At 44.7% G+C, this 25,059-nt stretch carries 18 protein-coding genes and 1 riboswitch; of the genes, 9 read left to right on the top strand and 9 right to left on the bottom strand.

What is annotated here, in order from left to right; genetic code table 11:
- Positions 1 to 36 precede the first annotated feature (36 nt).
- Complete coding sequence (locus tag LJ707_RS11280; protein ID WP_228950969.1) at positions 37 to 2,736, top strand: carboxypeptidase-like regulatory domain-containing protein; 2,700 nt, start codon at positions 37 to 39, stop codon at positions 2,734 to 2,736.
- Between the two features lie 41 nt (positions 2,737 to 2,777).
- Positions 2,778 to 3,059, top strand: coding sequence for an ATP-dependent Clp protease adaptor ClpS (locus tag LJ707_RS11285; protein ID WP_228950976.1), 282 nt, complete (start codon positions 2,778 to 2,780; stop codon positions 3,057 to 3,059).
- Positions 3,060 to 3,132: 73 nt separating this feature from the next.
- On the opposite strand, the gene LJ707_RS11290 is transcribed toward LJ707_RS11285, so the two are convergent.
- Positions 3,133 to 4,197, bottom strand: coding sequence for a branched-chain amino acid aminotransferase (locus tag LJ707_RS11290; protein WP_228950978.1), 1,065 nt, complete (start codon positions 4,195 to 4,197; stop codon positions 3,133 to 3,135).
- Positions 4,198 to 4,361: 164 nt separating this feature from the next.
- Between LJ707_RS11290 and LJ707_RS11295 the strand changes: the two genes are divergently transcribed.
- Positions 4,362 to 5,462 carry a S41 family peptidase gene (locus LJ707_RS11295; protein ID WP_228950980.1) on the top strand — a complete coding sequence of 367 codons (1,101 nt, stop codon included), beginning with the start codon at positions 4,362 to 4,364 and terminating at the stop codon, positions 5,460 to 5,462.
- On the opposite strand, the gene LJ707_RS11300 is transcribed toward LJ707_RS11295, so the two are convergent.
- Positions 5,463 to 6,416: a tryptophan 2,3-dioxygenase family protein gene (locus LJ707_RS11300; RefSeq protein WP_228950982.1), complete on the bottom strand. Its 954-nt coding sequence runs from the start codon at positions 6,414 to 6,416 to the stop codon at positions 5,463 to 5,465. It lies immediately after the preceding gene.
- Between the two features lie 34 nt (positions 6,417 to 6,450).
- The gene (locus LJ707_RS11305) at positions 6,451 to 6,852 is read right to left on the bottom strand and encodes a putative quinol monooxygenase (protein WP_228950985.1); all 402 of its coding nucleotides are present in this window, start codon (positions 6,850 to 6,852) and stop codon (positions 6,451 to 6,453) included.
- A gap of 130 nt (positions 6,853 to 6,982) precedes the next feature.
- A riboswitch (Fluoride riboswitch) is annotated at positions 6,983 to 7,050 on the top strand.
- Positions 7,051 to 7,082: 32 nt separating this feature from the next.
- Between LJ707_RS11305 and LJ707_RS11310 the strand changes: the two genes are divergently transcribed.
- On the top strand, positions 7,083 to 8,366 hold the full coding sequence (locus tag LJ707_RS11310) for a voltage-gated chloride channel family protein (protein WP_228950989.1): 1,284 nt from the start codon (positions 7,083 to 7,085) through the stop codon (positions 8,364 to 8,366).
- A gap of 65 nt (positions 8,367 to 8,431) precedes the next feature.
- Complete coding sequence (locus LJ707_RS11315; RefSeq protein ID WP_228950990.1) at positions 8,432 to 8,905, top strand: universal stress protein; 474 nt, start codon at positions 8,432 to 8,434, stop codon at positions 8,903 to 8,905.
- A 165-nt stretch (positions 8,906 to 9,070) separates the two neighbouring features.
- Here the strand turns inward: LJ707_RS11315 and LJ707_RS11320 are convergent, their stop codons facing one another.
- Positions 9,071 to 10,363 (bottom strand): HAD-IB family phosphatase, encoded by a 1,293-nt coding sequence (locus LJ707_RS11320; RefSeq protein ID WP_228952502.1) that lies wholly within the window; start codon positions 10,361 to 10,363, stop codon positions 9,071 to 9,073.
- A 158-nt stretch (positions 10,364 to 10,521) separates the two neighbouring features.
- A complete protein-coding gene (locus LJ707_RS11325; RefSeq protein WP_228950991.1) occupies positions 10,522 to 11,205 on the bottom strand; it encodes a carboxypeptidase-like regulatory domain-containing protein in 684 nt (227 codons plus the stop codon).
- A gap of 194 nt (positions 11,206 to 11,399) precedes the next feature.
- Between LJ707_RS11325 and pruA the strand changes: the two genes are divergently transcribed.
- Positions 11,400 to 13,028 carry an L-glutamate gamma-semialdehyde dehydrogenase gene (gene pruA, locus LJ707_RS11330; RefSeq protein ID WP_228950993.1) on the top strand — a complete coding sequence of 543 codons (1,629 nt, stop codon included), beginning with the start codon at positions 11,400 to 11,402 and terminating at the stop codon, positions 13,026 to 13,028.
- A 73-nt stretch (positions 13,029 to 13,101) separates the two neighbouring features.
- Here pruA and LJ707_RS11335 read toward each other — a convergent pair whose 3' ends face one another.
- From LJ707_RS11335 to LJ707_RS11350, 4 genes are all read right to left on the bottom strand, one after another.
- Positions 13,102 to 14,430 carry a vanadium-dependent haloperoxidase gene (locus tag LJ707_RS11335; RefSeq protein WP_228950995.1) on the bottom strand — a complete coding sequence of 443 codons (1,329 nt, stop codon included), beginning with the start codon at positions 14,428 to 14,430 and terminating at the stop codon, positions 13,102 to 13,104.
- 6 nt (positions 14,431 to 14,436) lie between these two features.
- On the bottom strand, positions 14,437 to 18,015 hold the full coding sequence (locus tag LJ707_RS11340; RefSeq protein ID WP_228950996.1) for a VCBS repeat-containing protein: 3,579 nt from the start codon (positions 18,013 to 18,015) through the stop codon (positions 14,437 to 14,439).
- A gap of 140 nt (positions 18,016 to 18,155) precedes the next feature.
- Positions 18,156 to 19,784 carry a RagB/SusD family nutrient uptake outer membrane protein gene (locus LJ707_RS11345; protein ID WP_228950997.1) on the bottom strand — a complete coding sequence of 543 codons (1,629 nt, stop codon included), beginning with the start codon at positions 19,782 to 19,784 and terminating at the stop codon, positions 18,156 to 18,158.
- Positions 19,785 to 19,807: 23 nt separating this feature from the next.
- Positions 19,808 to 22,993, bottom strand: a complete 3,186-nt coding sequence (locus tag LJ707_RS11350; protein WP_228950998.1) for a TonB-dependent receptor — start codon at positions 22,991 to 22,993, stop codon at positions 19,808 to 19,810.
- 255 nt (positions 22,994 to 23,248) lie between these two features.
- Between LJ707_RS11350 and LJ707_RS11355 the strand changes: the two genes are divergently transcribed.
- From LJ707_RS11355 to LJ707_RS11365, 3 genes are read left to right on the top strand one after another with little or no spacing between them, the layout of a single operon-like run.
- The gene (locus LJ707_RS11355; protein WP_370632396.1) at positions 23,249 to 24,121 is read left to right on the top strand and encodes a shikimate dehydrogenase; all 873 of its coding nucleotides are present in this window, start codon (positions 23,249 to 23,251) and stop codon (positions 24,119 to 24,121) included.
- The gene (gene gldD / locus LJ707_RS11360) at positions 24,118 to 24,696 is read left to right on the top strand and encodes a gliding motility lipoprotein GldD (protein ID WP_228950999.1); all 579 of its coding nucleotides are present in this window, start codon (positions 24,118 to 24,120) and stop codon (positions 24,694 to 24,696) included. The genes LJ707_RS11355 and gldD overlap by 4 nt, the downstream gene beginning before the upstream one ends.
- 3 nt (positions 24,697 to 24,699) lie before the next feature.
- Positions 24,700 to 25,008, top strand: coding sequence for a hypothetical protein (locus LJ707_RS11365; RefSeq protein WP_228951001.1), 309 nt, complete (start codon positions 24,700 to 24,702; stop codon positions 25,006 to 25,008).
- The last annotated feature ends 51 nt before the right edge of the window (positions 25,009 to 25,059 follow it).

Consider the following 25,059-nt stretch of genomic DNA (forward strand, 5'->3'; position numbering starts at 1 on the left):
CGGTTTTTGTGTAATTTAAGCGCACAATTTAAACCAATGAAATTTAAACCGCTTATCTTATCACTGCTTGCCGCGTGCTCGCTTTCTGTGGGTTTTATTATTGCTGATGACCCGGTGCAGAAAATTGTTGAAAGCCTTGAGCAATGGCTTGTGCAGCGCCCGCAGGAGAAGGTATACCTCCATTTTGATAAACCCTATTATGCCGTTGGCGATACGCTATGGTATAAAGCATACGTAACCGTTGGCGAAGATCACCGTCTTTCGGCATTAAGCGGCATTCTTACCGTTGAACTGGTTAACGACCGCGACAGCGTGCGCCGCCGCGAAAGGATATCACTTACCAGCGGCCTCGGCTGGGGCGATTTTATACTGTCAGACAGTTTGCTGGAGAGTGGCAGCTACCGTATTCGCGCCTATACCAACTGGATGCGCAACGCCGGTGAGGAATACTTTTTTGATAAAACCATCACCATTGGCAAAGCAATGTCAAACAAAGTATTTACCAATACCACGTACAGCTATGCTGCGGTAAATGGCCAGCAGCAGGTAACCGCAACCATAAACTACCGTGAGTTTGATGGCAGCCCTTATGCTGACAGGGAGGTAATATACCGGGTAGTATCTGACGGTAAGATCATCGCCAAAGGCAAAGGCGTTACTAATGCCGAAGGTAATGTTAAAATAAGCTTTGATGTAAAAGCGCCCGGTACATTTAAGCCCGGCAACCTAATCACTACTATAAGTATTGATAATAAGGAAAAAGTAACCAAAAGCATCCCGCTTAAAGCGGTGGCAAATACGGTTGATGTGCAATTCTTTCCGGAGAGTGGCTATCTCGTAAACGGTCTTACCTCAAAGGTAGCCTTTAAAGCAACCGGTGCCGATGGGCTGGGCAAAGAGGTAAAAGGCGTAGTAAAGGATGGGCAGGGTAATACTGTGGCCTCGTTCGCTACTGAACATTTGGGCATGGGGGCATTTACTTTTACACCTGCCGCCGGTAAAACTTACAAGGCATCACTTACGTTTGCGGATGGATCAGTAAAAGATGTGGATATGCCTGCCATGCGTACATCGGGCTATGTGATGAATATCAATAACAATAACCCGGCTGTGCTGGTGTTTAAAATAACCTCGGCGGGTACAGCCGCTCAGGATCTTATTCTTGTCGCCCAGGCTGGCGGTAAGGTGCGTTATGCGGCAAAACCTAAAGGGGCTGATACCGCTTTTACAGCGGTGATCCCAAAAACAAGGCTTACCTCGGGTATTGTACAGTTCACGCTATTCTCCGCCACGGGCGAGCCGCTTAACGAGCGTTTGGCATTCATACAAAAGGCTGATGATCTTAAAATTAAGCTCAGCCCTTCAAAGCAGGACTATGCCACGCGAGAAAAGGTAAGCCTTGGTATTGAAGGCCGTTTCTCGGCTGATAGCGCGGGGGTGAGCAACCTCTCCATGTCGGTTATCGACGAATCAAAGGTTAAGGTTGATGAAGATGAGGAGAACAGCATCTTCGCGAGCATATTGCTTACCAGCGATTTAAAAGGTTACGTAGAAAAACCAAACTATTACTTTCATGACGTTAGCGATAAAACCCGTGCCGACCTTGACCTGCTGATGCTTACCCAGGGCTACCGCCGTTTTGAGTGGAAGCAACTACTGGCAGGCAACATGGGCCCAATGATATATAAACCCGAGCAAACTATTGATATTGCCGGTACGGTTACCCAAAGCAAAAAGCCGGTGGCCGGTGCTAAAATAATGTTGTTTAACAATACAAATAAAGGTCGCCCATTTATGATAGATACCGTGGCCGATGCCAACGGGCATTTTGTATTTAAAGGATTGATATTTACCGACAGCCTGAAATTCATGGTGCAGGCAACCACCCCAAAAGGCAAGCGCTATGTTGATGTAAAGTTGGATGCTGATCCCCGCCAAAGTGTTACCATCAGCAAAAACAGGGCAGATGTAGCCGTTAATGTTGATGGCGATATGATGGGCTACCTGCGCCAGAGTACCGCTTATTTTAACGAGAAGGTGAAGTATGGTATAGCAAGCCGCAATAATTTGCTGAACGAGGTAAAGATAACTTCGCGAAGAGAGCCTGTGGTTAAGCATTCATCCAACCTTAACGGTGCCGGTAATGCCGATCAGGTTATCACCGCCAAAGATCTTCAGGCATGCTCTACGCTTGAGCAGTGCCTGCAAGGCCGCCTGGTGGGTGTAATGTTCAGAAACGGTATACCCTATACCACCCGTGGTGGCGGACAAATGACTGTGCTGATTGATGGAATGGCCCAGGGGGATGACGCTTTACGTAATATTACCCCGTTTGATGTAGAAACGGTAGAGGTATTGCGTTCGGGCGGAAAATCTGCTATTTATGGCTTTCAGGGTGCTAACGGTGTTATTATAATAACTACCAAGCGTGGCGACGGCGGCTTTAAGTCATCATATGATGGCAACCCGCCGGGAGTGGTAATGTATACACCGCTGGGGTATTATGTATCGCGCGCGTTTTATTCGCCTAAGTATGATGTGCCTGACAAAAACACCAATATGGCTGATATGCGCAGCACCATATATTGGAACCCTAATATTTATTGCGATGGTAAAACGCCAGCCGAGGTAAGCTATTTTAATGCCGACGGCAAAGGATCTTACCGCGTAGTGGTTGAAGGGATTGACGACGCGGGCCATATTGGCAGGCAGGTTTATCGCTATAAAGTGCAATAAGGCATGTGGTTTGCTATTTTTTGAGTAAATTTGCGGCCACTATGCCAACAGAAGTACAGGAACAAACGTTTACGCTTGAAGAGCTACTGGCCGGACTTAAAGAAATGCACCGCCTTATTTTGTGGAACGATGATGTGAACACCTTTGAACACGTGATCTATTGCATGATGAAGTACCTTGATTACTCAGAGGCGCAGGCCGAAAAAATAGCGGTGAAAGTGCATAACGAAGGTAAATGCGCTGTGTTGGAAGGCTCGTTCACCGAGATGGAGATATACCGCAAAATATTACAGCAGGAAGGCCTTACCGTTACTGTTGAATAAATAAAAGATAATAAAAAGCAAAGGGCCTGAACATTGTTCAGGCCCTTTGCTTTTTATATGTAGCTGTAGGGTTTTAAACTATGTAGTTCCAGCCGTAAGTATCTTCGGCACGGCCATAGCGTATATCATCCAGTGTTTTCAATACCTTTTGAGAGAACTCGCGTGTTGCCGGATCGCTAAGTGTAAATTCCTCACCATTATAGTTGATGGAACCAACAGGGGCAATGGTAGCTGCTGTACCGGCACCAAAGGCATCAGTAAGTTTGCCTGCTTTGGCTGCTTCAATAATTTCGGCAACGGCTACTTTACGCTCCTCAACCGGGATGCCCCATGCCTGGGCCAGTTTAATAACCGTATCGCGGGTAACACCTTTAAGTATGGTATCTCCGGTGCTTGGGGTTATCAGTTTACCATCTAAAATAAACATGGCATTGGCCGCGCCCATTTCTTCAATATACTCATGATTGCTGCCATCAGTCCAGATGATCTGGTCAAAGCCTTCTTCAACCGCTTTTTTAGCTGGCATCATGGAGCTGGCGTAGTTGCCGGCAGCCTTGGCAAAGCCCATACCGCCTTGCGCGGCACGTGTATAGTGCGATTCTATTTTAACCCTTAACGGTTTTGAAAAATACGGACCAACCGGGCCGGTTAACACCATGTATTTATAGGTTGTTGATGCCTGTACGCCCAGGTAAGGGTCGGTAGCGAACATAAACGGACGTATGTAAAGCGCGTGGTTAGCCTTGGTAGGTATCCAGCCGCGGTCAATATCAACCAGTGCGGCAATGCTTTGTACAAAAACATCCTCGGGGATAGTTGGCATACAAAGGCGCTCGGCCGAACGGTTAAAGCGTTCCGCGTTTTTTTCGGGGCGAAAGATAACCACTTTGCCATCCTCGTGTTTGTAGGCCTTAATGCCCTCAAAAAATGCCTGGCCGTAGTGTAAAGCTGAAATTGCCGGACTCAGCGAAATCTCACCGTAAGGAATGATCTGAAAATTCTTCCATTCGCCATCGGCATAATCCACCATCAGCATGTGGTCAGAGAATGTTTTTCCGAAGGGCAGGTTGTCAAAATCAGTTTCCTGCAAACGCGGCTGCGTTGTTTTGGTGATCTGTATATCCAAAGTCTCAGTCATGGCTGTAAAAATTTATTCCGGTATGCAAGTTATGAATTTTATTCTTTTTAAGCGGAAACAAAGGTCAAATCATTGTCAGGGTAATAACAAATCAGCAGTAACGGTTTATAAATTATATATTAAACCTAATTTAGTTTTAGCCGCTCTATACGATATATAAATTAATGAAAATACTTTTCACCATTTTAATAGGATTACTGCCAATAACGTTGGTAGCACAGGATTGCGACTGTGGCCTGAACTTTGACTATACTGTTAAGCATGTCAAATCTGATTATGCCGGGTTCAACGATAAGGTCAAAAACAATAATCGTAAAGAGTTTGAATTGTTCACCAAATCGCTGCGCAAGCGGGCAGCCGGTTTAAACAACACTGATTCGTGCTTTGTTATTTTAAGAACCTGGACCAATTACTTTAAAGATAATCACCTCAGGGTTCAGCTTGATTGGCAATACAGAAAGAAACACCCGGAAGAAGCAAAGAAATTAGCCGGGCGATTTGCAAAACCGGTAGTAAAGGCTGATAATAATGATAAGCCCGGCAGCAAAACCAATATCAGCAAACCAGACTCCAATACATTACTTATCAGGCTGCCAAGTTTTGTATGGGATGAGAAAAAGAATATTGATAGCGTAATTCAGGCTTACAGTAAGCAATTAAAGGAAATACCTAACTGGATTATTGACCTGCGAGGTAATGATGGCGGTACTGATTATGCTTTTAGTGCGGTATTGCCCTATCTATACACCAACCCGATTCAAATTAAGCCTGATGAATATCGCTCATCTAAGGGTAATATCGAGGTACTGGAGGAAAACCTGAAAGACGATGATCTTTCTAAAGAAGCAAAGTCCTTAATTAATAACCTGATCGGCCTGATGAAAGCGAACCCAGATGGTTTTGTGAATCCGTCGGGTAAAGAAAACTTCGAGATAAAACTTGATACGGTGCACAAGTATCCATCTAAAGTGGCTGTGCTTATTGACAGGAACACAGCAAGTTCGGCTGAGTCATTTCTGATCATTGCAAAACAAAGTAAAAAAGTAAAGGTGTACGGAGAGAATTCAGCCGGAACTTTAGATTATGCAAATACTCAGTACTTTGATATTCCTTGTAAGGATCTGAACCTCGTAATACCCATAAGCCGTTCAAAAAGATTGCCTGAACATCCAATTGATAATATTGGAATTTTACCCGATGTAAAGCTTGATCCCAACACACCGGATAAAATAAATACAATAAAGGTACTTATGCGAAAGCAATAATTACTCGCCCCGCAAGGCATGCTCCACCCAGGCTTTGCCCCAGTTGTCCTTTTCCTCATCCGTCCATAACGAGGGGAAGAAGATGCGTTTTTGAAAACGCGGAGGCAGGTATTTTTGCCAGTTGGTGCCGCCGGTAGCGCTGATCTCCTCCGGCTCGCGGTGCAGGTAACGCACGGCAGATTTATAGTGCGACAGCGGCCAGTTGATATTCACATTCACATCAAAACGATGCAGCTCATGCTTCAGTGCATCAGTTAATTCACCTTTTTGCTGTAGTTGCAGGGCAAGGGTATAAAAGTTGGTGGTAGCTGTATTTTGTGCCAGTTCGATGAAGGTTTTAGCGTACTTTTTTTCAAACTGTTTAAGCGTAAGCGTTTTTTTGCCGGTAGCCAGCTCGGTAGCGCCAAACTTCCAGTATATGTATTCAAATTGCTCTTCAAACGGTGCATGGGCAAGTTGTTCGCGTTTATCTTTTGCTACCAGGTTAATAAAGTTGGTGGCGTAGATCTCGATCATGCGGTACTGGCCCGACTGAAAACCACTTGCAGGCAGCAGCGACATCCTGAATTTCAGGAATTGCTCCTTCTCCATGCCATCAACCATAATAATGAATGAATGGGTTAGCGCCTCAAAGTAATTGTTAATGCGCCTTAGCCGTGCGGTAAAGAATTCAGTGGTTAATTCCGTTCCCTTTTCGCTGATCTGCCTGCACTCATGTAACGAGAGTTTAAAATACAGTTCCGTTATCTGGTGGTACATGATGAAGATCTCCTCGTCCGGAAACGGCGTTTTCGGGCTTTGCAGGCTCAATAATGTATCCAGATGTATATAATCCCAATACGTTAAAAAATCGGCATACAGCAGGCCGTCAAGATAGGATGTCATGTCCTGGCCCATGGCCTCGTACTTTTCCTGGAGTTGGGCAAGCCGCTTTTCTATTTCGGGAGAGATCATGCCTCAAAATTATAAAAAGTATGCAGAGCAGTGTTTACATGCCCGGTTTTTTTGCTATTGCTACAACATTCACATCAACAAGCTCAAGCGATTTTACCATGTGCTCAACAGTTTTTTTATATTTTTTAAAATGCGGGGTTTTAATATGCAACTTATAGGCGGCGGTATCAGCGTAAACCTCCAATATGGTAATGCTCGATGGGCGTTTTTTATCGGCAACGGCATAATAACTAATTACTCCGGGTTCAACTTTAATGGCAGTGGCCATTTGCTCGTTAAGGGCAGCACTGTATTGTTTAAGCTGAGCAGGATCTACCTGTACTTTAGCTAATCTTACCATTTGTTGTTGCTGCGCAGCGGCTCTGTTATTAATTGAAATTGTGAGTAACGCAATGGCGATCATCACAAAAAACTTAGCTGTATTATTTGTTTGCATTTTTTTAATATAGATGTTGTTTTTAGCTTTAACGTATAAACCCCAAAAATATAACCACCGGTGGTTATATTTTTGGGGTTTGAAGATAATACAGTTGCAGATTGATGTTTTTTAGCACATATTTGTATTGTACAACAAAGGCAATGGTGTTCTGCCTATTTGAACCGCTTTTAATAAGCTGATGACGCCTACCAACAAATAAGTTTTATTCATTTATTTGCAAGTAGGTTATGTTTAAAAATCTTTTCTCCGGGCACCTTTCAACCCTTAAATATGTTTTGCGCTGGTCGTTGATCACCATACCGGTTTCGGTGGCTATAGGCTCCATGGTGGCGTTATTTTTGTGGCTTTTAAACCTGGCCATACATTACCGCTTTGCGCATACCTGGCTGCTGTACCTGTTGCCGTTGGCGGGTGTGGCTATCCATTTTTTGTATAAGATGTATGGCGCATCTGCCGAAAGAGGCAATAACCTGGTTATTGACGAGATCCATCAGCCCGGTGCAGGCGTACCCAAACGTATGGCTCCGCTTATTTTACTTACCACGGTAATAACGCATTTATTTGGTGGCTCGGCCGGTCGCGAAGGTACAGCCGTGCAAATAGGCGGAAGCGTAGCTAACTTGTTTGCCGGTTGGTTTAAGCTGGATAATGCCGACAGGCAAGTAATATTAACAACCGGCATTGCGGCAGGGTTCGGAGCGGTTTTCGGTACGCCGTTAACCGGGGCGGTTTTCGCGCTGGAGGTGTTAACTATCGGCCGGATCAGGTATAATGCCCTGCTGCCCTGCCTTATCGCGGGTATGTTTGGTGATCTGACTGTATTAGCCTGGGGCTTGCATCATACCCAATATCATATAGATGTTATTACTGCCAAGCAGCAATTTTACGGATATAACATTCACCTTGATTTACTGCTATTGCTCAAGGTGGTGGTAGCCGCTGTATGCTTTGGGCTCGTTGCTTATCTGTTCTCATTCGCCGTGCACCAGGTAAAAACTATCGCTGTAAAAGGCATAAAAAAAAGCTGGCTGATACCTGCCTGCGGTGGCGCAATTATTATAGCGCTTACGCTGCTGTTAGGCAAACCTGATTATTTGAGTCTTGGTGTTGATGCCGAATACCCCGGTGCGGTAACCATTGTATCCGCCTTTCACCAGGGCGGGGCTGATGTGTTAAGCTGGCTTTGGAAGCTGATATACACCTGCATTACCCTGGGTACGGGTTTTAAAGGGGGTGAGGTTACGCCGCTGTTTTATATAGGCGCTACGCTGGGCAATACCCTGGCTTCCTTGCTGGATGCGCCGGTAAGCCTGTTTGCCGCGCTGGGCTTTATCGCTGTTTTTGCCGGGGCTACTAATACCCCGCTGGCCTGCACCCTTATGGGTATTGAGTTGTTTGGCAGTGAGCATGCGCTGCTGTTTGCCGTGGCCTGTTTTGTTGCTTATTACTTCAGCGGCCCTTCGGGCATATATGGCGCGCAAAAATTGATCGGTACAAAAACTGGCGGCTAATATTTGCATCACCAAAAACACATTTGCTATTATTAGCTGTTATAAGATGATTAACACAGGAAATCATGCAGATCAAAAAAGTAATCATCGGAATTGATGACAGTAAGTACGCCGAACACGCGGCTAAGTATGGTTTTGATATCGCCCGAAAATTTGACGCTGCCGTTGGGGTGGTAAATATTATTGAACCTGTTGTTACGCCTATGGATACGTCGGACAATTTGCTGGGCGTACCCTTGGCTAACGTTGGCGGACCGGAGGAAATTGATCTGATTACTTCACAATCTGATAACTCCGAAAAACTGATACAGCGTACCGTTAATGAGCTGGCTGCTGATTTGCAGGTAACTTATTTTAGCGAATACGGCTCAACAGCCGATGGCATACTGCAATGTGCCAAAGAATTTCATGCAGACCTTATCGTGATCGGCACCCATAAACGCTCCGGCCTCGACCGCCTGCTGATGGGCGACGTATCTGAAGGTGTAGTTCGCCGTGCTACTGTACCGGTATTGGTAGTGCCGTTTGTGGAAGGGTAATTAGCTATTGCTGTCATTAGTCATTTCGCTTTGTTGTCATTGGTCATGGTTGCGTTGCTGTCATTAGTCATTGGTTTGGATATTCCATAATGCCCAATGACTAATGACAATTGCCCAATGACCAATGACAATTGCCTAATGCCTAATGACCAATCCCCGATGACCTTAATAAAGCAACCTGAATTTTATAGTCTGCTCAATGGCTTTAAGCTCATTTAATACCTGCGGATCGTAGCCGGTGTTAACGTCGGTTATAACATAACCTATCTGTGCGTTAGTCACCAAAAACTCGCCTACAATGTTAATGTTGTGGCGTGCGAATACATCGTTTATTTTGGCCAGTATGCCCGGTACGTTTTTGTGGATGTGTATCAACCTGTGGGCATTGTTTACGCGTGGTGGCTGCAAGTCGGGAAAGTTGCAACTGGTATGCGTTTTACCCTCATTCATAAACGCGATCACCCTTTTCGGGATAAAGTCGTCATTGCGCGGGTTATGCTTCGGGTCGTCAAAAACAATGATGCCATATTCACAGGCTACTTCGGCCAGCTTGCGGCTTTGTATCTTACCAAATATACCGATCACCTTTAGTCTGCCTGCGTTTTGCAATTGCTCCGGCGTAGGTTGGGTTGTCTCGCTGCAAAGCAATACACCGGCCTCATGCAGGTAGCTATCCTCAATAGTATCCTTATGGCGGATGTTATAGCCCTCCCTTTTCAGTTGAGCCAGCGCCTCTTCATCAACATTACCCACTACCAGGCACTTAATGCGGTTTTTAGGGTATGATATGGCACGAGGTAGCTTATTGATGTACAAAAACTCATCAAAGCTTGGTGTAATATGGTCGGCCTTTTCGGCTACCGATTTACGTTCGATGTTCTCCGTAAAGGCAAAAAATTTTTTGATCAGGCCTGACTCCTTTAATTGGAAATCAGAATAACCATCGCCAATACCAAAAATATCGCCGGGAAGGTTTAGCTGTTTAAGCAATATCACCTTGCCGCCTTCTTTAGATAGGGGGTTCTCCCTGTCGTAACCAATGATGTTGCCTTCATCATCAAACACAAAGGTGTTGGCGTAAATATTTTCCTTTTTAATATGATATTCGGTAACCACCGGTGTGATGAATTCCTTAAACCCGCCTGATACGATCAACACACCATCCGAATGATTTTTAAAGAACGCGGTATTGCGTGAGAATGAGCGGGAAACCTTCTTTTTAAGATGGCTTACCAGCAGTTTGAGATGATCCCGGTTAGCCTGTAGCAACTGTACACGGCGCTGTAAGCTCTCGCTGAATGATAGCTTGCCTTCCATGGCCAGGTTGGTCAACCCTTCTATCTGCTCATAAATGCTCTCCCTGTCCGGGTGCGATTTAAGCGATATGCGGGCAAGTTCGTCAAGGGCTTCCACCTGGGTAAAGGTGCTGTCAAAATCTATTATAAAGTAGTCCATCAGTTACAAAAGGCAAAGCGCAAATGTGCAACTTTTAGGGGTTACTTCATAGTGTGCAGGCTACAATAAGTGCATTAAAATGCTGAAGTATGACATTGAATTTCAGGTAAAACGTTATACCAATCTATTGATTTTATAATCGGTGTAATATTTAACGGGGCTTACTCCTGTAAACGTTGGGGGCGGCGTTTTTCGGGCGGTAATGCCTGGTATTTTTTATAGGCATCGTTAATATAAACGGTAAGCGATTGCTGATCGCCGCTTTTTATGTCATCATATTTAGGGCGATACAGGGTCATGAAATTTTCCAGATCTTCGCCTTTAAGGGGTATTACACTGGTAACAGTTCTGGCATTAAAGGCCTGGTCTATCTCGCGCTCCTGCACCTCGCGTTTAAAGTATTTTTTCAAGCGGCGTGCATTGCGGCCTTCGCGGCTGAACCAGCTTGATGGCGATAGCGGATATACCTTGCTTTTTTCGTAAACCTCCGGGTACTCGGCCTGCGGATCAAATGCTTTACGGGTGCCCGATATATTAACTGTACTAAGGCGTATGCCCTGCGGGTTAAGCCTGATCTTTTTATTAGCCATATCAGTAACATAAACCGTATCAGGCGCGTAAGTAGGCGCGCTGAAAACCACCAAATGCCCCGATGCTGCCGATATTTCAAAATTACCGTTCTTGTCAGTAAGCGTCATTTGCTTGTTGGTGAGGTCGTGCACAAAAACATCGGGTATACGGGTGCTGCCGCTGCCCTCGTAAACGGTGCCTTTTAATTTTTGGGCATTTGCTGCCATAAAGGCAATAGAAAATATAAAGGTGAGGGCAAGGTAGTGCAGTTTCATAGTTATAAGTAGTTACCTGCTAAATATAACCTGTTTAAGCCACATTGGTTTGTTATTTAACGTTTTTAACAATTGGGTGATGGTTACCTGCTCTATTATACTAACACATTTTTACATTACAGCCACCCACCCGTTACCACATCTGCACATTAACCCGTATCTTTGCCACATATTAATTTGACTCACATAAAATTATGCTTAAAGGATTTTTCAACGTCCCTAAGCCGCAGAACGAGCCTGTATTAAATTACGCTCCGGGCAGTGCTGAGCGTGCTTCGTTAGAAGCTGCGCTTAAAGAGGCACGCGCTGTTGTGGCCGACATACCCATGTACATTGGTGCCCAGGAAGTACGCACCGGTAAAACTCTTGAACTGCGCCCGCCGCATGATCATCAGCACCTGCTGGCTACGTTTCACGAAGGTGACGCGAGCCATGTAACAGCCGCTATTGATGCCGCCCTGGCCGCCAAAGCCGATTGGGAAAACCTGGCCTGGGAGCAACGTGCCGCCATATTTTTAAAAGCTGCCGATCTGATCTCTGGCCCGTACCGTGCTAAAATTAATGCCGCTACTATGCTGGGGCAATCAAAAAACGCCTACCAGGCCGAAATTGATGCCGCCTGCGAGTTTGCCGACTTTTTGCGCTTTAACGTAGAGTACATGACGGAGATATACGGCCAGCAACCGCCGGTATCGCCAAAAGGTATCTGGAACAGGGTTGAGCAACGCCCGCTTGAGGGTTTTGTGTTCGCCTTAACGCCATTTAACTTTACCGCCATTGCCGGTAATCTGCCTGCAAGTGCCGCCATGATGGGTAACGTAGTAGTTTGGAAACCTGCCTATCCGCAAATTTTCGCGGCTAACGTTATCATGCAGATATTTATTGAAGCCGGCCTGCCTGCAGGTGTTGTCAACCTTATTTATGTTGATGGCCCTGTTGCCGGTGAGATTATCTTTAATCACCCTGATTTTGCGGGTATACACTTTACCGGTTCAACCGGCGTATTCCAGAATATCTGGCAAACTATTGGTACCAACATCCATAAATACAAAACCTACCCGCGCATAGTTGGCGAAACCGGTGGTAAGGATTTTGTGCTTGCCCACCCAAGCGCTAATGCTGAGGTAGTAAGCACCGCCCTGGTACGTGGCGCGTTCGAGTACCAGGGTCAAAAATGTTCAGCCGCTTCACGTGCTTACATCCCGGCTTCATCATGGCCGGCGGTTAAAGAAAATGTGCAGCGCGATCTGGCCTCTATCAAAATGGGCCCGGTTGAGGATTTCAGCAACTTTGTAAACGCGGTGATCACCGAAGCATCATTTGATAAGCTTGCCAGATACATTGATGCCGCCAAGGCCGACGAAAGTGTTGAGCTGATTGCCGGTGGCGGTCATGATAAATCAAAAGGCTGGTTTGTTGAGCCTACCGTAATCCGTGTAAACGATCCGCATTATGTAACCATGTGCGAGGAGTTGTTCGGTCCGGTACTTACCGTTTATGTATACGAGGACGATAAGTTTGAGGAAACCATGGATATCCTCGACAAAACATCTATTTACGCGCTTACAGGTTCAATTATATCGCAAGACAGGTATGCCATTGCACAGGCAACACAACGCCTGCGTAACGCTGCCGGTAACTTTTATATTAACGATAAACCAACCGGTGCCGTAGTTGGCCAGCAGCCATTTGGCGGTGCCCGCGGTTCAGGCACTAATGATAAGGCCGGTTCAATGATCAACTTGCTGCGTTGGGTATCTCCACGCACCATTAAGGAAACCTTTGATTCGCCGAAGGATTACCGCTATCCGTTTTTAGGATAATCGAAATCCTGATAATAAAAAAACTCCCTTGCCATTTGGTAAGGGAGTTTTTTTATGCCTGGATGCAGGTTGGTTATTTCTTCAGTTTCAATTTCGAGATGATGTACTCACTCACCTTTTTGCCTTGGAGGGCGCCTTGGTCAACACTATTCTTATAATGTATCCCGCCATAAAAACGACTGATCGAGGCTTCGTCTGCCGCCTGAACAAATGATTTGAAATCACGTTTCATGCCGATGTAGCGCAGGTCGCTGGTATCCTGAAAGGCAAAGTTATCGCCAAACAGGTGTGTAAGCATAACCGCTGCCGCGCGGGTAATGGTGCTATGCCCGCTCGGATATTCCGGGAAGGGCGGGGTTTGCAGGCGTGGTGTCCACTCGGCATCAATTTTATCATTAATCACCGTAACCGGGCGTACATAATTGGTTTCATACTTGGTATTCCAGCAGCAAATGAAAGCATCGTACATGCCGATGGATGTAAGTGCGTACGCTTGCGCTGTTTTTACCGCATCGGCCTTGTTTTTTTTGCAGGCAATGGCAGTAATGCCTATCCAGTGCCCTCCGGGAGTTATCTTTTTGTTAGCAAAGGTCATGTGCCCGGCATGTTCAAGCACAAAGGGATTATCGTCCCAGTAGCGGGCAATATCTTTTTGTTCATCGGTCAGCCTTTTGCTGGTTTGGTATACCTCTACATTCTGTTTAAAATAGGCGCTGTTCTTATCCTCACTATACGGCGGCGGCGGGGGGATGCTTACCCGGTCTGATGAATCAAGCACAAAGGTTTTCATCGTTCCCCAGCAATATTCTACGCCGTCAAGGTAATCGGGTGGGGTAGGGTGCCATTTGCCAGGTAACTGGCTGCCCAAAAATTTGGGCTTGCCACGCGTTTGCAGGTAATTATCTTTTACCAAACGTTTAATGATCACCTTAGCCACCGTATCGCCAAAGGCAATCGAGCGGGCATAGGTTGAATCATCCATGGTACTCTTAAAACGCTCGTGCAAGCCATCTTCATACCCCTTTAGCGAATCGACAGAAAAGGTAACCTTGCGGGCTACGCTAAAAAATGCCTGTGTTGCAGCCAGGGTGAAATTATATTTTTTGCCTCCTTCGGGCTTGGGCATAGGGGCAAAACCTTGTAACTGCGCCGTAAGCGACAGATAGTCCGGTTGTGCATAACGTATCGCTTCATACGAGGCTAAAGAGGCATAAGCGTAAATACGACTGGCCACAGGCGGCGTAAACACATCGTAGATTATTAACTGCGTCAGTTTATCTTCATTTTGATGGATTACGTCGGCATCAATAATTTTAATGGTGGCTGCCTTTTTATCCTGCTGGCAGGCATATAGGCAAGTAGCGGCAATTAATAAAATAGTAAAGGTTTTACTGATCTTCATAGAATGTTATTTTAGGGCGATGCTCCGGCTTTGACCTTTGTTATTGGTTACAGTAACGGCTGATACATTTTTGCCCAGTGTTAAAAACCTGCCCGACTGCGACAGGAATGATGAGCCATAATAAAATTCTTGCTTTTGCGATTTGCCATTACGGTAGCTGATCTTCGCGTTCATATCATCAGCCTTTATGCCAATATTACGGGTGGATTTGTTTAACTGCAATACCTGTAGCTTGCCCCGGTGCTGTGTGGCTGCCATTAAATAGCCGCCCTTACTGTTTTGCAGCTTGGCAAGTGCCTTGCCATTGCCCGGCAGGTATATACCACTTTCCATTATTGAAAGTGGTTTAAAGTTACCTTTGCCATCACCTTTTAGCAATAAGCCGTTCAGCGCGTCATATCGCCCGGTTGATACCTCTGTACCGTAATCATTACCGTTAATAGCTACATCAAGGTTGCCATCACCGTCAAAATCATCAGCCACCATACCGTTTAGTACCGATATTTGCGCCATTTGCGGTAGCGGAATGATAGTAAATTTGCCGCCACCATCATTACGCAGATAGCATGATTGCATGGTGTTGGCGCTAAGCTTTATGGCACCTTCACGCTGTTCGGGTGTAAGTAATTCATCCATGGTAGCGGTAGCGAACGAGCGGTAATTGGTGTACCGTTTTTTAAAGCTGATATTTTGTTTGAGCAGGTCATCGCGCCCAACGGCGGGATATTCCCGCTTTATACCATTCGAGTCAGGGAAGTAGATAGATGGTATTACCCCGAAACTGCCGTTCTTATCAAAATCTTTTGCGATAACGGATACCGGGTATTTTTCGCTGGCCTGGTAAATGGTGTTGGTTCCGCCGTTACCCACAATGTAGTCCATACGGCCTGTGTGCCTGAAATCGCCTGCTACAATAGTATTCCACCAGCCGGTTCTATTTTCAATGCCCGATGATGCAGTTACATTTTCAAACTTGCCGCCTTTGTTAGCCAAAAAAGTTACCGGCATAAATTCTCCGGCCAATATCAGGTCGGGTTTGTTGTCGTTATTAAAGTCGGAGAAAAGTGCGTCGCACACCATGCCGATGTTGAGCAGGGCAGGGGCTACCTTTTTAGTAACATCCGTAAACTTAACCTGCCCGTTTTGGCTGTCGTTCCTTAAAATAAAGCTCGATACAGGCTTAGGGTAATTCCATGGCGATACACGGCCGGAAACAAACAGATCAGGCTTACCATCCAGGTTATAATCGCATGCGCGAACGCATAGTTTGCTGGCGGTATTCGCAGGCAAAGCATTATCAGCTAAAGTAAAGTTACCTTTGCCATCGTTCAGGTAAAACCTGTCCTGGTAGGCGGCACTTTCCGGCCCTTCGTGATAGCCGCCGCTGCTGGCGTACAGGTCAAGGTCGCCATCGCCGTCGGCATCAAATAATAACAAACCTTCATCTTTGTAATTGCTTTTAACATCAACCGCAGGTTTGGTAAACGCACGCTGTATAAATTTGCCGTTAGCTTGCTGCAAAAGCACCTGCGCCGGGTTATACAGGCTGCCACCGATCACCATATCATCAACACCATTACCATCAACATCACCAACCGCCAGTGCCGGACTATACTCCGAAAACTTATGAGGTAATAGTTTCTGGATATTGAAATCGATAAAATCCATATCCTGATTGGTGTATTTAATGCCCAGTGAATCGGTAACCTCGTTAAACAGTGGTTGCGCGGTTTGTTTGTAGCCCCAGGTAAAGCTTTGTTTAGCATCAGCTTGTTTTACAGTTAGTTTGCTGTCAGCTTTAACATTAACCAGTTTTTGATATTTGTTGATGCCCGGCCATTTAATAATAACCGAATCAAGCTTTTGGGTTTTACCCAACCCGAAGTGCGCGCTACCTTCAAGGCTTGATACATAGCCACGGTAAGGCGTATTTTCGTAAACCTGTGTTTTACCGTGATCGTAATATATCTCAGCCGTTGCACCCAAACCGTTTATATTAAACTTATCGCCTGCAAAGCTGATCTTCAGGTAATGCTGATTGGTTAGCTTTTCTTTATCATCCCTCGAGGTGTTACGATATACCGATGCTTCGTCATTAATATTGTTTATTACCACATCCAAATCGCCATCATCATCCAGATCAGCATAAACACCGCCGCTCGAAAAGTTTTTTACCTCGAAGCCCCAATCCTTGCTTACATCCTGAAAAGTAAGGTCGCCGTTATTGAGGTAAGCGTAATTATGTAGTTTGATCTGCGGTATTTGCGCCAGTATTTCCTTTTTTGAGGCCACGGAATAAGCGCGCTGTCGATAGGCCATAAAATCATGGTCTGATACATCCTTAGGAAAGCCATTGGTGATGATCACATCGCGGTAGCCGTCATTATTATAATCGGCTACAAGGGGTGTCCAGCTCCAGTCGGTTTGCGATATGCCGCTTAAAAAACCAATCTCGGCAAATGCGGGCGCGCCCGGCTTACCATTCACCATTCTCGGTCCCTGGTTTAGCTGCAGGGTGTTACGCACATATTGGTATTGCGTGGTGTAATTATCAAAATTCTGATAAGTTTGATACATGTTGGCCCCAAGCATCATTTTTTTACGGAAGTTATCCTCGGGGTTCATGTCAAGTTCTATTACATCTGGCAGGCCATCGTTGTTAATGTCTATCACATCCTGTCCCATGGCGTTGTAAGCGGTATGCTTAAAATACTCCATCGAGCGGTCGGTAAAAGTACCGTCGTGATTGTTGATGAACAGGATATTGCTCGATATAAAATCGTTAGAAACGTAAATGTCCTTCCAGCCATCGTTATTAATATCAACGGTAGATGCGCCATGCCCGTAACCATCGCGGGTTATACCGGCCTCAATGGTTATATCTGTAAAAACCGGGTGCTTAAGTGCGGCATCCTGATCGTTACGGTACAAGCGGCCTGATTTTCGGTCGGGTTGGTAAAAGCCTTTGCCAAAAATGCTGGGGTTATAGGTGGCGGTGGCGTTGTTTACGGTGAGGTACATATCCAGGTCGCCATCATTATCGTAATCAAAAAAACTTGCCATGGCCGATTGCTCGCTCATATTCAGGCCATATTCCTTGCCCATCTCCTTAAAACGGGGTATGCCGTCAGCGCTTTTACCCTGATTTATGTAAAGCAGATTAGTACGCATTTTAGGGTTGGCCAAAATGGAGTTACAAACATACAGATCAAGCCAGCCATCGTTATTAATGTCGATAACGGCTACGCCGCGCCCCCAATGCCCCATGCCGGCAACATTAGCGGTTTTAGTAACATCATCAAACTTAAGGTTGCCGCGGTTGAGGTATAGCTTGTTGGATACCATGTTGCCGGTAAAGTAAATATCGGGCAGCCCATCATTATTAAAATCGCCAATGCCAACGCCGCCGCCGTTGTATACGTTCACTACATCCAGCGGGTTGATAGAATCAGTTTCGGTGATGTCGTTACGAAAATTGATTCCGGTGTGCGATGAGGGCATATCCTCAAACAGCGGATGTTGCTTTTGACAGGCACAAAGCACAAGCAGTAAAACCGCTAACAGCGAAGGGTAAAGTTTAATCATGTACGTTTATAATTAGGGTAGGCTACCTGGCGGCTACCTTTCCAAATTTAAAAGGTATTTTTAAATAAGCAAGTGGTTATTAAGCCAAAAAGGCCCCTCTTTTGTGGAGAGAGGCCTTTTGATAATAAGGTGTCAGGCTATTAATAACCCGGATTTTGCGTCAGGTTAGGATTTAAGCCGATCTCATATTGCGGGACTGGGTATAACTCACGGCCTGTAGGGATGGCTATGTTATACACCTCCTGTATAAAGGAAGTTGCTACACCAGCCCTGCGCAGGTTGTAAAAGGTTGAATACTCACCTGAAAGTTCATGACGATATTCATGATATATCATCTGCAACGGATCAGTGATGGTTTTACCCTCGCTGATGAAAGTTGCAGGGGCGCTGCCACCGAAAGCACGGTCACGAACCAGTTTTAAGGTTGCCAGGCCGCCGGCTACGTCACCGGTACGTATCTGGCATTCGGCTTTACTTAATAGTACTTCACCAAAACGAAGTAATATTTGGTTTTGTGCGCCGAAGATGATACCATCGCCAGAGTTACCGGTAAGGGTAGGGTCGCGCCACATTTTTTCATTGTAATAACCACTGCGTAACTGTGTAGCGTCCGACCCTATCCAAGGGCGGGCAACGGTACCGCAGGTATTGATGATTTTGCCGTCAGCACCTACATATTTAGGGTCAGGATTAGGATTGCCATTATTATCTTTTCTGTTAAAACCAGCAATTACTAATGGATATGATTTTATTCCTCCCTTTGCAATAATACCAGGGCTCGGATTTTCATCACCAGGACCTATTACAGTTGCTATCTTGCGTAGATCGCCTGCCTGAAAACCGTCATATAAACCCTTATTGGCATAATCATAACCAAAGTTTGATACCTCCTCGGGCATTCCGAATGAGCCTATCCAAGCAACCTCGTTACCGGCACCCCAGCTTTGGGTACCTGCAGGTATAAATTGAACTTCAAATATTGATTCGTCATTGTTTTCTTTATCAGCTTCGTGTACATCAATAAATTTGGGCAGCAGGGTGTATTTACCATCAAGTTGGTTATAGCTGGCTAAAGCCTCAGTATATTTTTTAAGCCACATTTGGGCAGCTCCCAAGTAACCTAAAGCAGCGCCTTTTGTTGCACGACCCAAGTCTCCCGCTTCATATTGCTCTTTCCATGGTAGTAGGTCAACCGCAAGCTTAAGGTCTGATTCAACCTGTGCAAATACCTCATCCTGGCTGCTACGTGGTTTAAGGCCGTCATTAGCGCCGGTAGTTAATTCAAGGGGTACGCCACCAAAGCTTGAGGCCAGGTAATAATACGTCATGCCGCGTAAAAAGTAAATCTCGCCGGTTAAACGGTTAGCAAGCGCTTCAGTTAAAATGCCGTTATCCTTCATTTTGGCGATGATAGGTAAGGCCGAGTTGGCACGGGCTATGCCAATATAAGCACGTTGCCAAAATACCTGTATAGCGCCAAACGTAGCAGGTATTGAATAGGTATTATAAAAGCGATCATTACCCCAGTTAAAAAAGTCGTGGGTTTGAAAGTTGGCATAATACCAAAGCGATTTTTTTAGTAAGTCAGCATTCTGGTAAGTGTCATAAATTGCATTTACCAGCGCTATGCCGTCCGCTGGTTTATCAAAATAAGCTTGTTCAGTGCCATTGGCAGTGTCTCTTTGATCCAAAAACCCTTTTTGGCAACTTAAAGGGAGCAGTACTACCAGTCCGACTGTCAGTACATATAAATATTTTTTAATCTTCATTATTATATTTTTTAAGGCCTTACTTAAAATGTTACACTTAAGCCAAGGGTGTAATATCTTGACAGGGGATACGTGCCTACATCAATACCAGCAGCGGTTGGGCCTGCTGCAGTAGCAGTAGCATCATTAGCATCATTACCGGTTGGCTGGCCAATTTCAGGATCTAAGCCAGAGTATTTTGTGATTGTGAATAGGTTTTGTGCTGAAAGTGATATCCGTACTTTGCTCAATGCTAATTTTTTAGCAATTTCACCCGGTAAGGTATATCCTAAAGTTACGTTGCGCAAACGCAGGTAACTACCGTTTTCAACATATACGCTCGATGGTACATTGTTAGCGCTGATATCATCATTATAGTTCAACCTTGCATAGCGGTTTGAAGGATTAGTAGGTGTCCAGCGGTTTTCAGCATACTCCTGGCTTACGTTTTGCACACCCACAAATCCGGCTGCCTGAAAGCTCTCCAGGTTACGGGCTGAATAGTTAAATATTTTGTTGCCATAGCTGCCGTAAAAGAAAGCATTAAAGTCAAAAGCTTTATAATTAAGGTCAAGGTTAAAGCCGCCATAAAATTTAGGGATCGGGCTGCCTAAGCTGGTACGGTCATCAGCCGTGATCTGTCCGTCGCCATTGATATCTTTGAATTTTCTGTCGCCGGGTTGAGTTGGCTGAGTATCATTACCTTGATAATGGCCGTCAGGTGCACCGGCATTCAATGCATCTATTTCAGCTTGAGTTTGGAATATGCCAAGGCTTTCATAACCATAAAACTCACCAACAGGCTGACCAATGTAGGTACGGCTAAACTGGTTCCATCCGTTTGCCGAAGCTGAGTTTAACACAACCAGGTTGGTAAGCGAGTTTATTCTTTTGTTAATGCTTAATAATTCATTATTTACTGTGGTAAGGTTTAAACCTACGCCATAATTAAAATCCTGAGAAACTTTTTTGCGGTAGTTCAGTGCAATTTCAAAGCCTTGGTTACGTATACTGCCTGCATTTTGGGCCTGCGTAGTAACGCCGGATTGTGAGGCAATTGGCACCTTCAATAAAAAGTCTTTGGAGTCCTTACGGTACCAGTCAACAGTAAGGGTTAAATCATTGTTCAGAAAAGCCATATCTAAACCAATATTGGTTTGGCGTGACGTTTCCCAGGTAAGATCTCTGTTATCAAGGTTCAGGTAAGCAAGGCCGGTTTGGTAATTGCCACCAAAAGGATAACCAACGTTGGTGCCTGATGCCGCCGGACCGCCTGAGCCGTAACGCGCAAGGTACTGGAATAATGGAATGTTTGACTGGTTACCTACTTCGCCATAACCAGCGCGTAATTTCAGATCAGATACGAAGTTTACATCCTTTAAAAAATCTTCCTGCTTAGCTCGCCACGCAATAGATGCCGAAGGAAACACGCCATATTGATTGCCTTGATAAAACCTTGATGAACCATCGCGACGAACCGTAGCGGTTAATAAGTATTTATCATCGTATTTATAGCTTAACCGACCAAACTGAGATGCCAGCGTATAAACAGTTTGATTACCAAATGCTACCAGATTTTGTACCTGGCTTAAATCACGAATGGAATTACTTGGTAAATTATTGCCATTACCGCCAATGGTTCTGAAGTTGTTTTTTTGTTCAGAAACACCAGCTAAAAGGTCTAAAGTGTGTTTGCCAAAGGTTTTATTATATGATATTGTATTTTCCCATAGCCACTCGTAAGTATTATTGGCACTTTGTGAGTAGGTACTCAGGTTATTATTACTCGCTACACCATATTGTTCCTGCGTACGTAAATCGGCAGGGGTAAAATAATATCCCGAATAATCAGAGGCATTGATACCCAGGTTGGTTTTTACTTTTAAACCTTCAATTATTGTTGCTTCAAGCGAGGTAGTGCTTAAAAAATAGTTGGTTTGATTTTTAGTATCTAATGATTCTATAAAATAAACAGGGTTGTTCCAGCTTTTGGTGTAAATGTTTATCGGGTTATAAAAACCATAGTTGCCTTTACCATCCGAGGCCTCTTTGGTGGCACTGTTAGCACCTATTGTTGGTATAAGGGCTGCAAGCTGTAACAAACTGCCAGTTCCAAATGGATTAGCATTATTTTGCCTTGAATACTTAGCACTTGCATTGGCTTTTAGCCATTTATTTACATTGTAATCAAGATTCAAACCCAGGTTGATCCTTTTAAAGAATGATCCCAATACAACACCTTTTTGGTCAAAGTAACCGGCTGAAAAAGCGGTTTGTACCTTTTCATTGCCACCGCGTATGGCCAAGTTATAATTTTGCCTTGAACCTGTGCGGTATACGGCATCTTGCCAGTTAACATTAGTTAATGCTGATGGGTTGCTCCATTCAGGCAGCTTATCTATAGGTGTTTCATTAGCAAGGGTTGCCCATTGTTCGGCATTCAATACTTTATATTTTTTAGGTTCGCTTTGTATGGAACCATTCATGTCTAAAGAAACCTGAACACCATCCTTACGGCCTTTTTTAGTAGTAATAATAACTACACCATTAGCCGCACGTACACCATATATAGCGGTTGCCGATGCATCCTTTAATATGTCCATTGAGGCAATGTCATTCGGGTTAATGTTGTTTAGGCCACCTGTAATGGGGTATCCATCAACAACATACAGCGGATCGTTGCTGCCTAAGCTACCCACACCGCGTATCTGCACGCTTACGCCTGCACCCGGTGCACCATCATTATTGGTTACCTGCACACCTGCCGCGCGGCCTTGCAGGGCCTGGTCAAGCTGGGTAACGGGTACTTTGGCCACCTGGTCGGCACTAACTGAGCTTACCGAACCGGTGAGGTCCTTACGCTGGGTGGTGCCGTAACCTACAACCACAATTTCCTGCAGCGCCTGGCTGTTTGATTGCAGGGTAATGTTTACGGTAGTACGGTCGCCTACGGGTATTTCCTGTGTGGCGTAACCTACATAAGTTACTACCAGTACCGCGCCATCTGGCACGTTAAGGCTGTAAGTACCGGTTGGGGTAGTTGTGGTACCCGTGGTGCTGCCCTTTACGCGCACGCTTGCCCCCGGTATTGGGCCTGCATTGTCAGAAACAACACCTGTAACACGCTTGCTTTGCGCAGAAGCGTTTAAAAAGGTAAAAGCAGCAAGTAACACAGACAGGAACAGCCTGAGATACCCACTGTTTCTGAAAAACAGTAAATTTCTTTTCATGTGACAGTAATTTGATTAGAGAACTGGGTTTATTAATTGTATGTAACAAATTTAACAGACAGCACTACAATGGTATAGTATTAAATTATCATTTTTCGATGCTTTTTAGTCGTTTTACATGCAAAAAGGGGAGGTTTGATACTTTTTTGCAATCGATGCCAAAATTTTTTTAATAGGTGTCTAAACAACATATAATAATATTACAGGCTGTTTAGCTCAATATGGCCGTTACATTAAGCCAATAAAATTTGAGCAGTGAAAATTGAACCCGTCAACGGTATTTATTTACCAATTGCTTATATTAGCCGTTCAATAATAGCTACCCGCATGAAAAAATATGGGCTTATAGGTTACCCGCTTTCCCATTCGTTTTCAAAAAAATACTTTACCGATAAATTTGAGCGCGAAGGTATCACCGATTGCGTTTACGAACTGTACCCGATAGAGGATATCAAGAACTTTAACGCCTTTTTGCATCAAAACCCGGATTTGTGCGGCCTTAACGTTACCATACCTTATAAGGTTGATGTAATGAAGTATATTGACTGGCTTGATGCCGGGGCAAAACATGTTGGCGCGGTAAATACTATCCGTATAGATAAGGAGTCGCCGGTATCGGTGGCATTCCAGGGCGAGGTTGGTTTTGGCGGGGATGATTTTAGGCTCGAAGGTTTCAATACCGATGTTTACGGGTTTGAGGAATCGCTTAAGCCATTATTAAAGTCACGCCATAGCAGCGCGTTGGTACTTGGTAATGGCGGCGCGGCCAAGGCGGTGTATTATGTATTGAATAAGCTGGAGATTCCATATACCATAGTAACCCGCAAAGAACAACCGGAAAGCATCCTGTTTGAGCAGCTTACAGCAAATATGGTTGCTGAAAATAAGCTTATCATTAATACTACCCCGGTAGGTACTTACCCTAATGTTGATGAATGCCCGCCTATACCTTATGAGGCCATTACCGACGGACATTTATTATACGACCTGATATACAACCCCGAGCAAACCCTGTTTTTGCAAAAGGGTGCTCAAGTTGGGGCCGATACAAAGAATGGCCATGAGATGCTGATACTGCAAGCCGAAAAAGCATGGACGATATGGAACTCCAAAGAACGTTATCCATGAGGTTTGCAGCTATATTGGCGGCGCTGATATTGCTGTTGGCGGCCTGTAACGATGATCAAGATTATTCGCCCAAGCCAAGGGGATATTTTCGGATTTATTACCCTGAGAAAGCATACCGCTTATATAATGAGGGCTGCCCTTACAGCTTTCAATATCCCGTATATGCCAATATCAGCCCTGACCCAAAAGCCGCGACCAATAGTTGCTGGATAAACATGAACTTTAAGCAGTTTAAAGGAGTGCTGCATTTAAGCTATCAGCCCGTAACCTCAAAAAAAATATTTAACGAGTTGGTTGAGGATGCCCACACCTTTGCTTTTAAACACACGGTAAAGGCTACTTCTATTGATGAAGGTTATATCAGCTACCCCGATCGTAAAGTTTACGGCCTGTATTACACCATTGATGGTAACGCGGCATCATCTGTACAGTTTTTTTTGACCGACAGCACCAAACATTATCTGCGCGGGGCATTATACTTTAGCAGCGAACCACGTTTGGATTCTATACAACCGGTGCTTGATTTTGTAAAGCAGGATGTTGACAGGATGATCAAAACATTCAGGTGGAAGTAGAGTATGAAACAATTTGCCAGATATCTGCAAATCATAGTATTGCTTGTAACTGTTTATGTTTGGGGGTGCTTGCGCTTACAGGTAGATATAGCGGCATCAAAAAACAATGCACTTATGATGGAGCGTATTGAAAATATAAAAAAAGAACAAAATGTTGATACTTTAAAGGCTGCTGCAATAAATGAAATAAAAGCCGGGCGCAGAGCTTTTACCGAATATTCAGATAGATCAGGTTATCTCTCTCTAATTTTAATTGCTGTAATAGTTTGTCAATTATTTATGTTATTTGATTCTTCGGTTCGAATTAAATGATTTTAATAACCGGTGCTTGATTTTGTAAAGCAGGATGTTGACAGGATGATC

Source organism: Mucilaginibacter sp. UR6-1, from assembly GCF_020880975.1.
In the GTDB taxonomy this organism is placed as follows: domain Bacteria; phylum Bacteroidota; class Bacteroidia; order Sphingobacteriales; family Sphingobacteriaceae; genus Mucilaginibacter.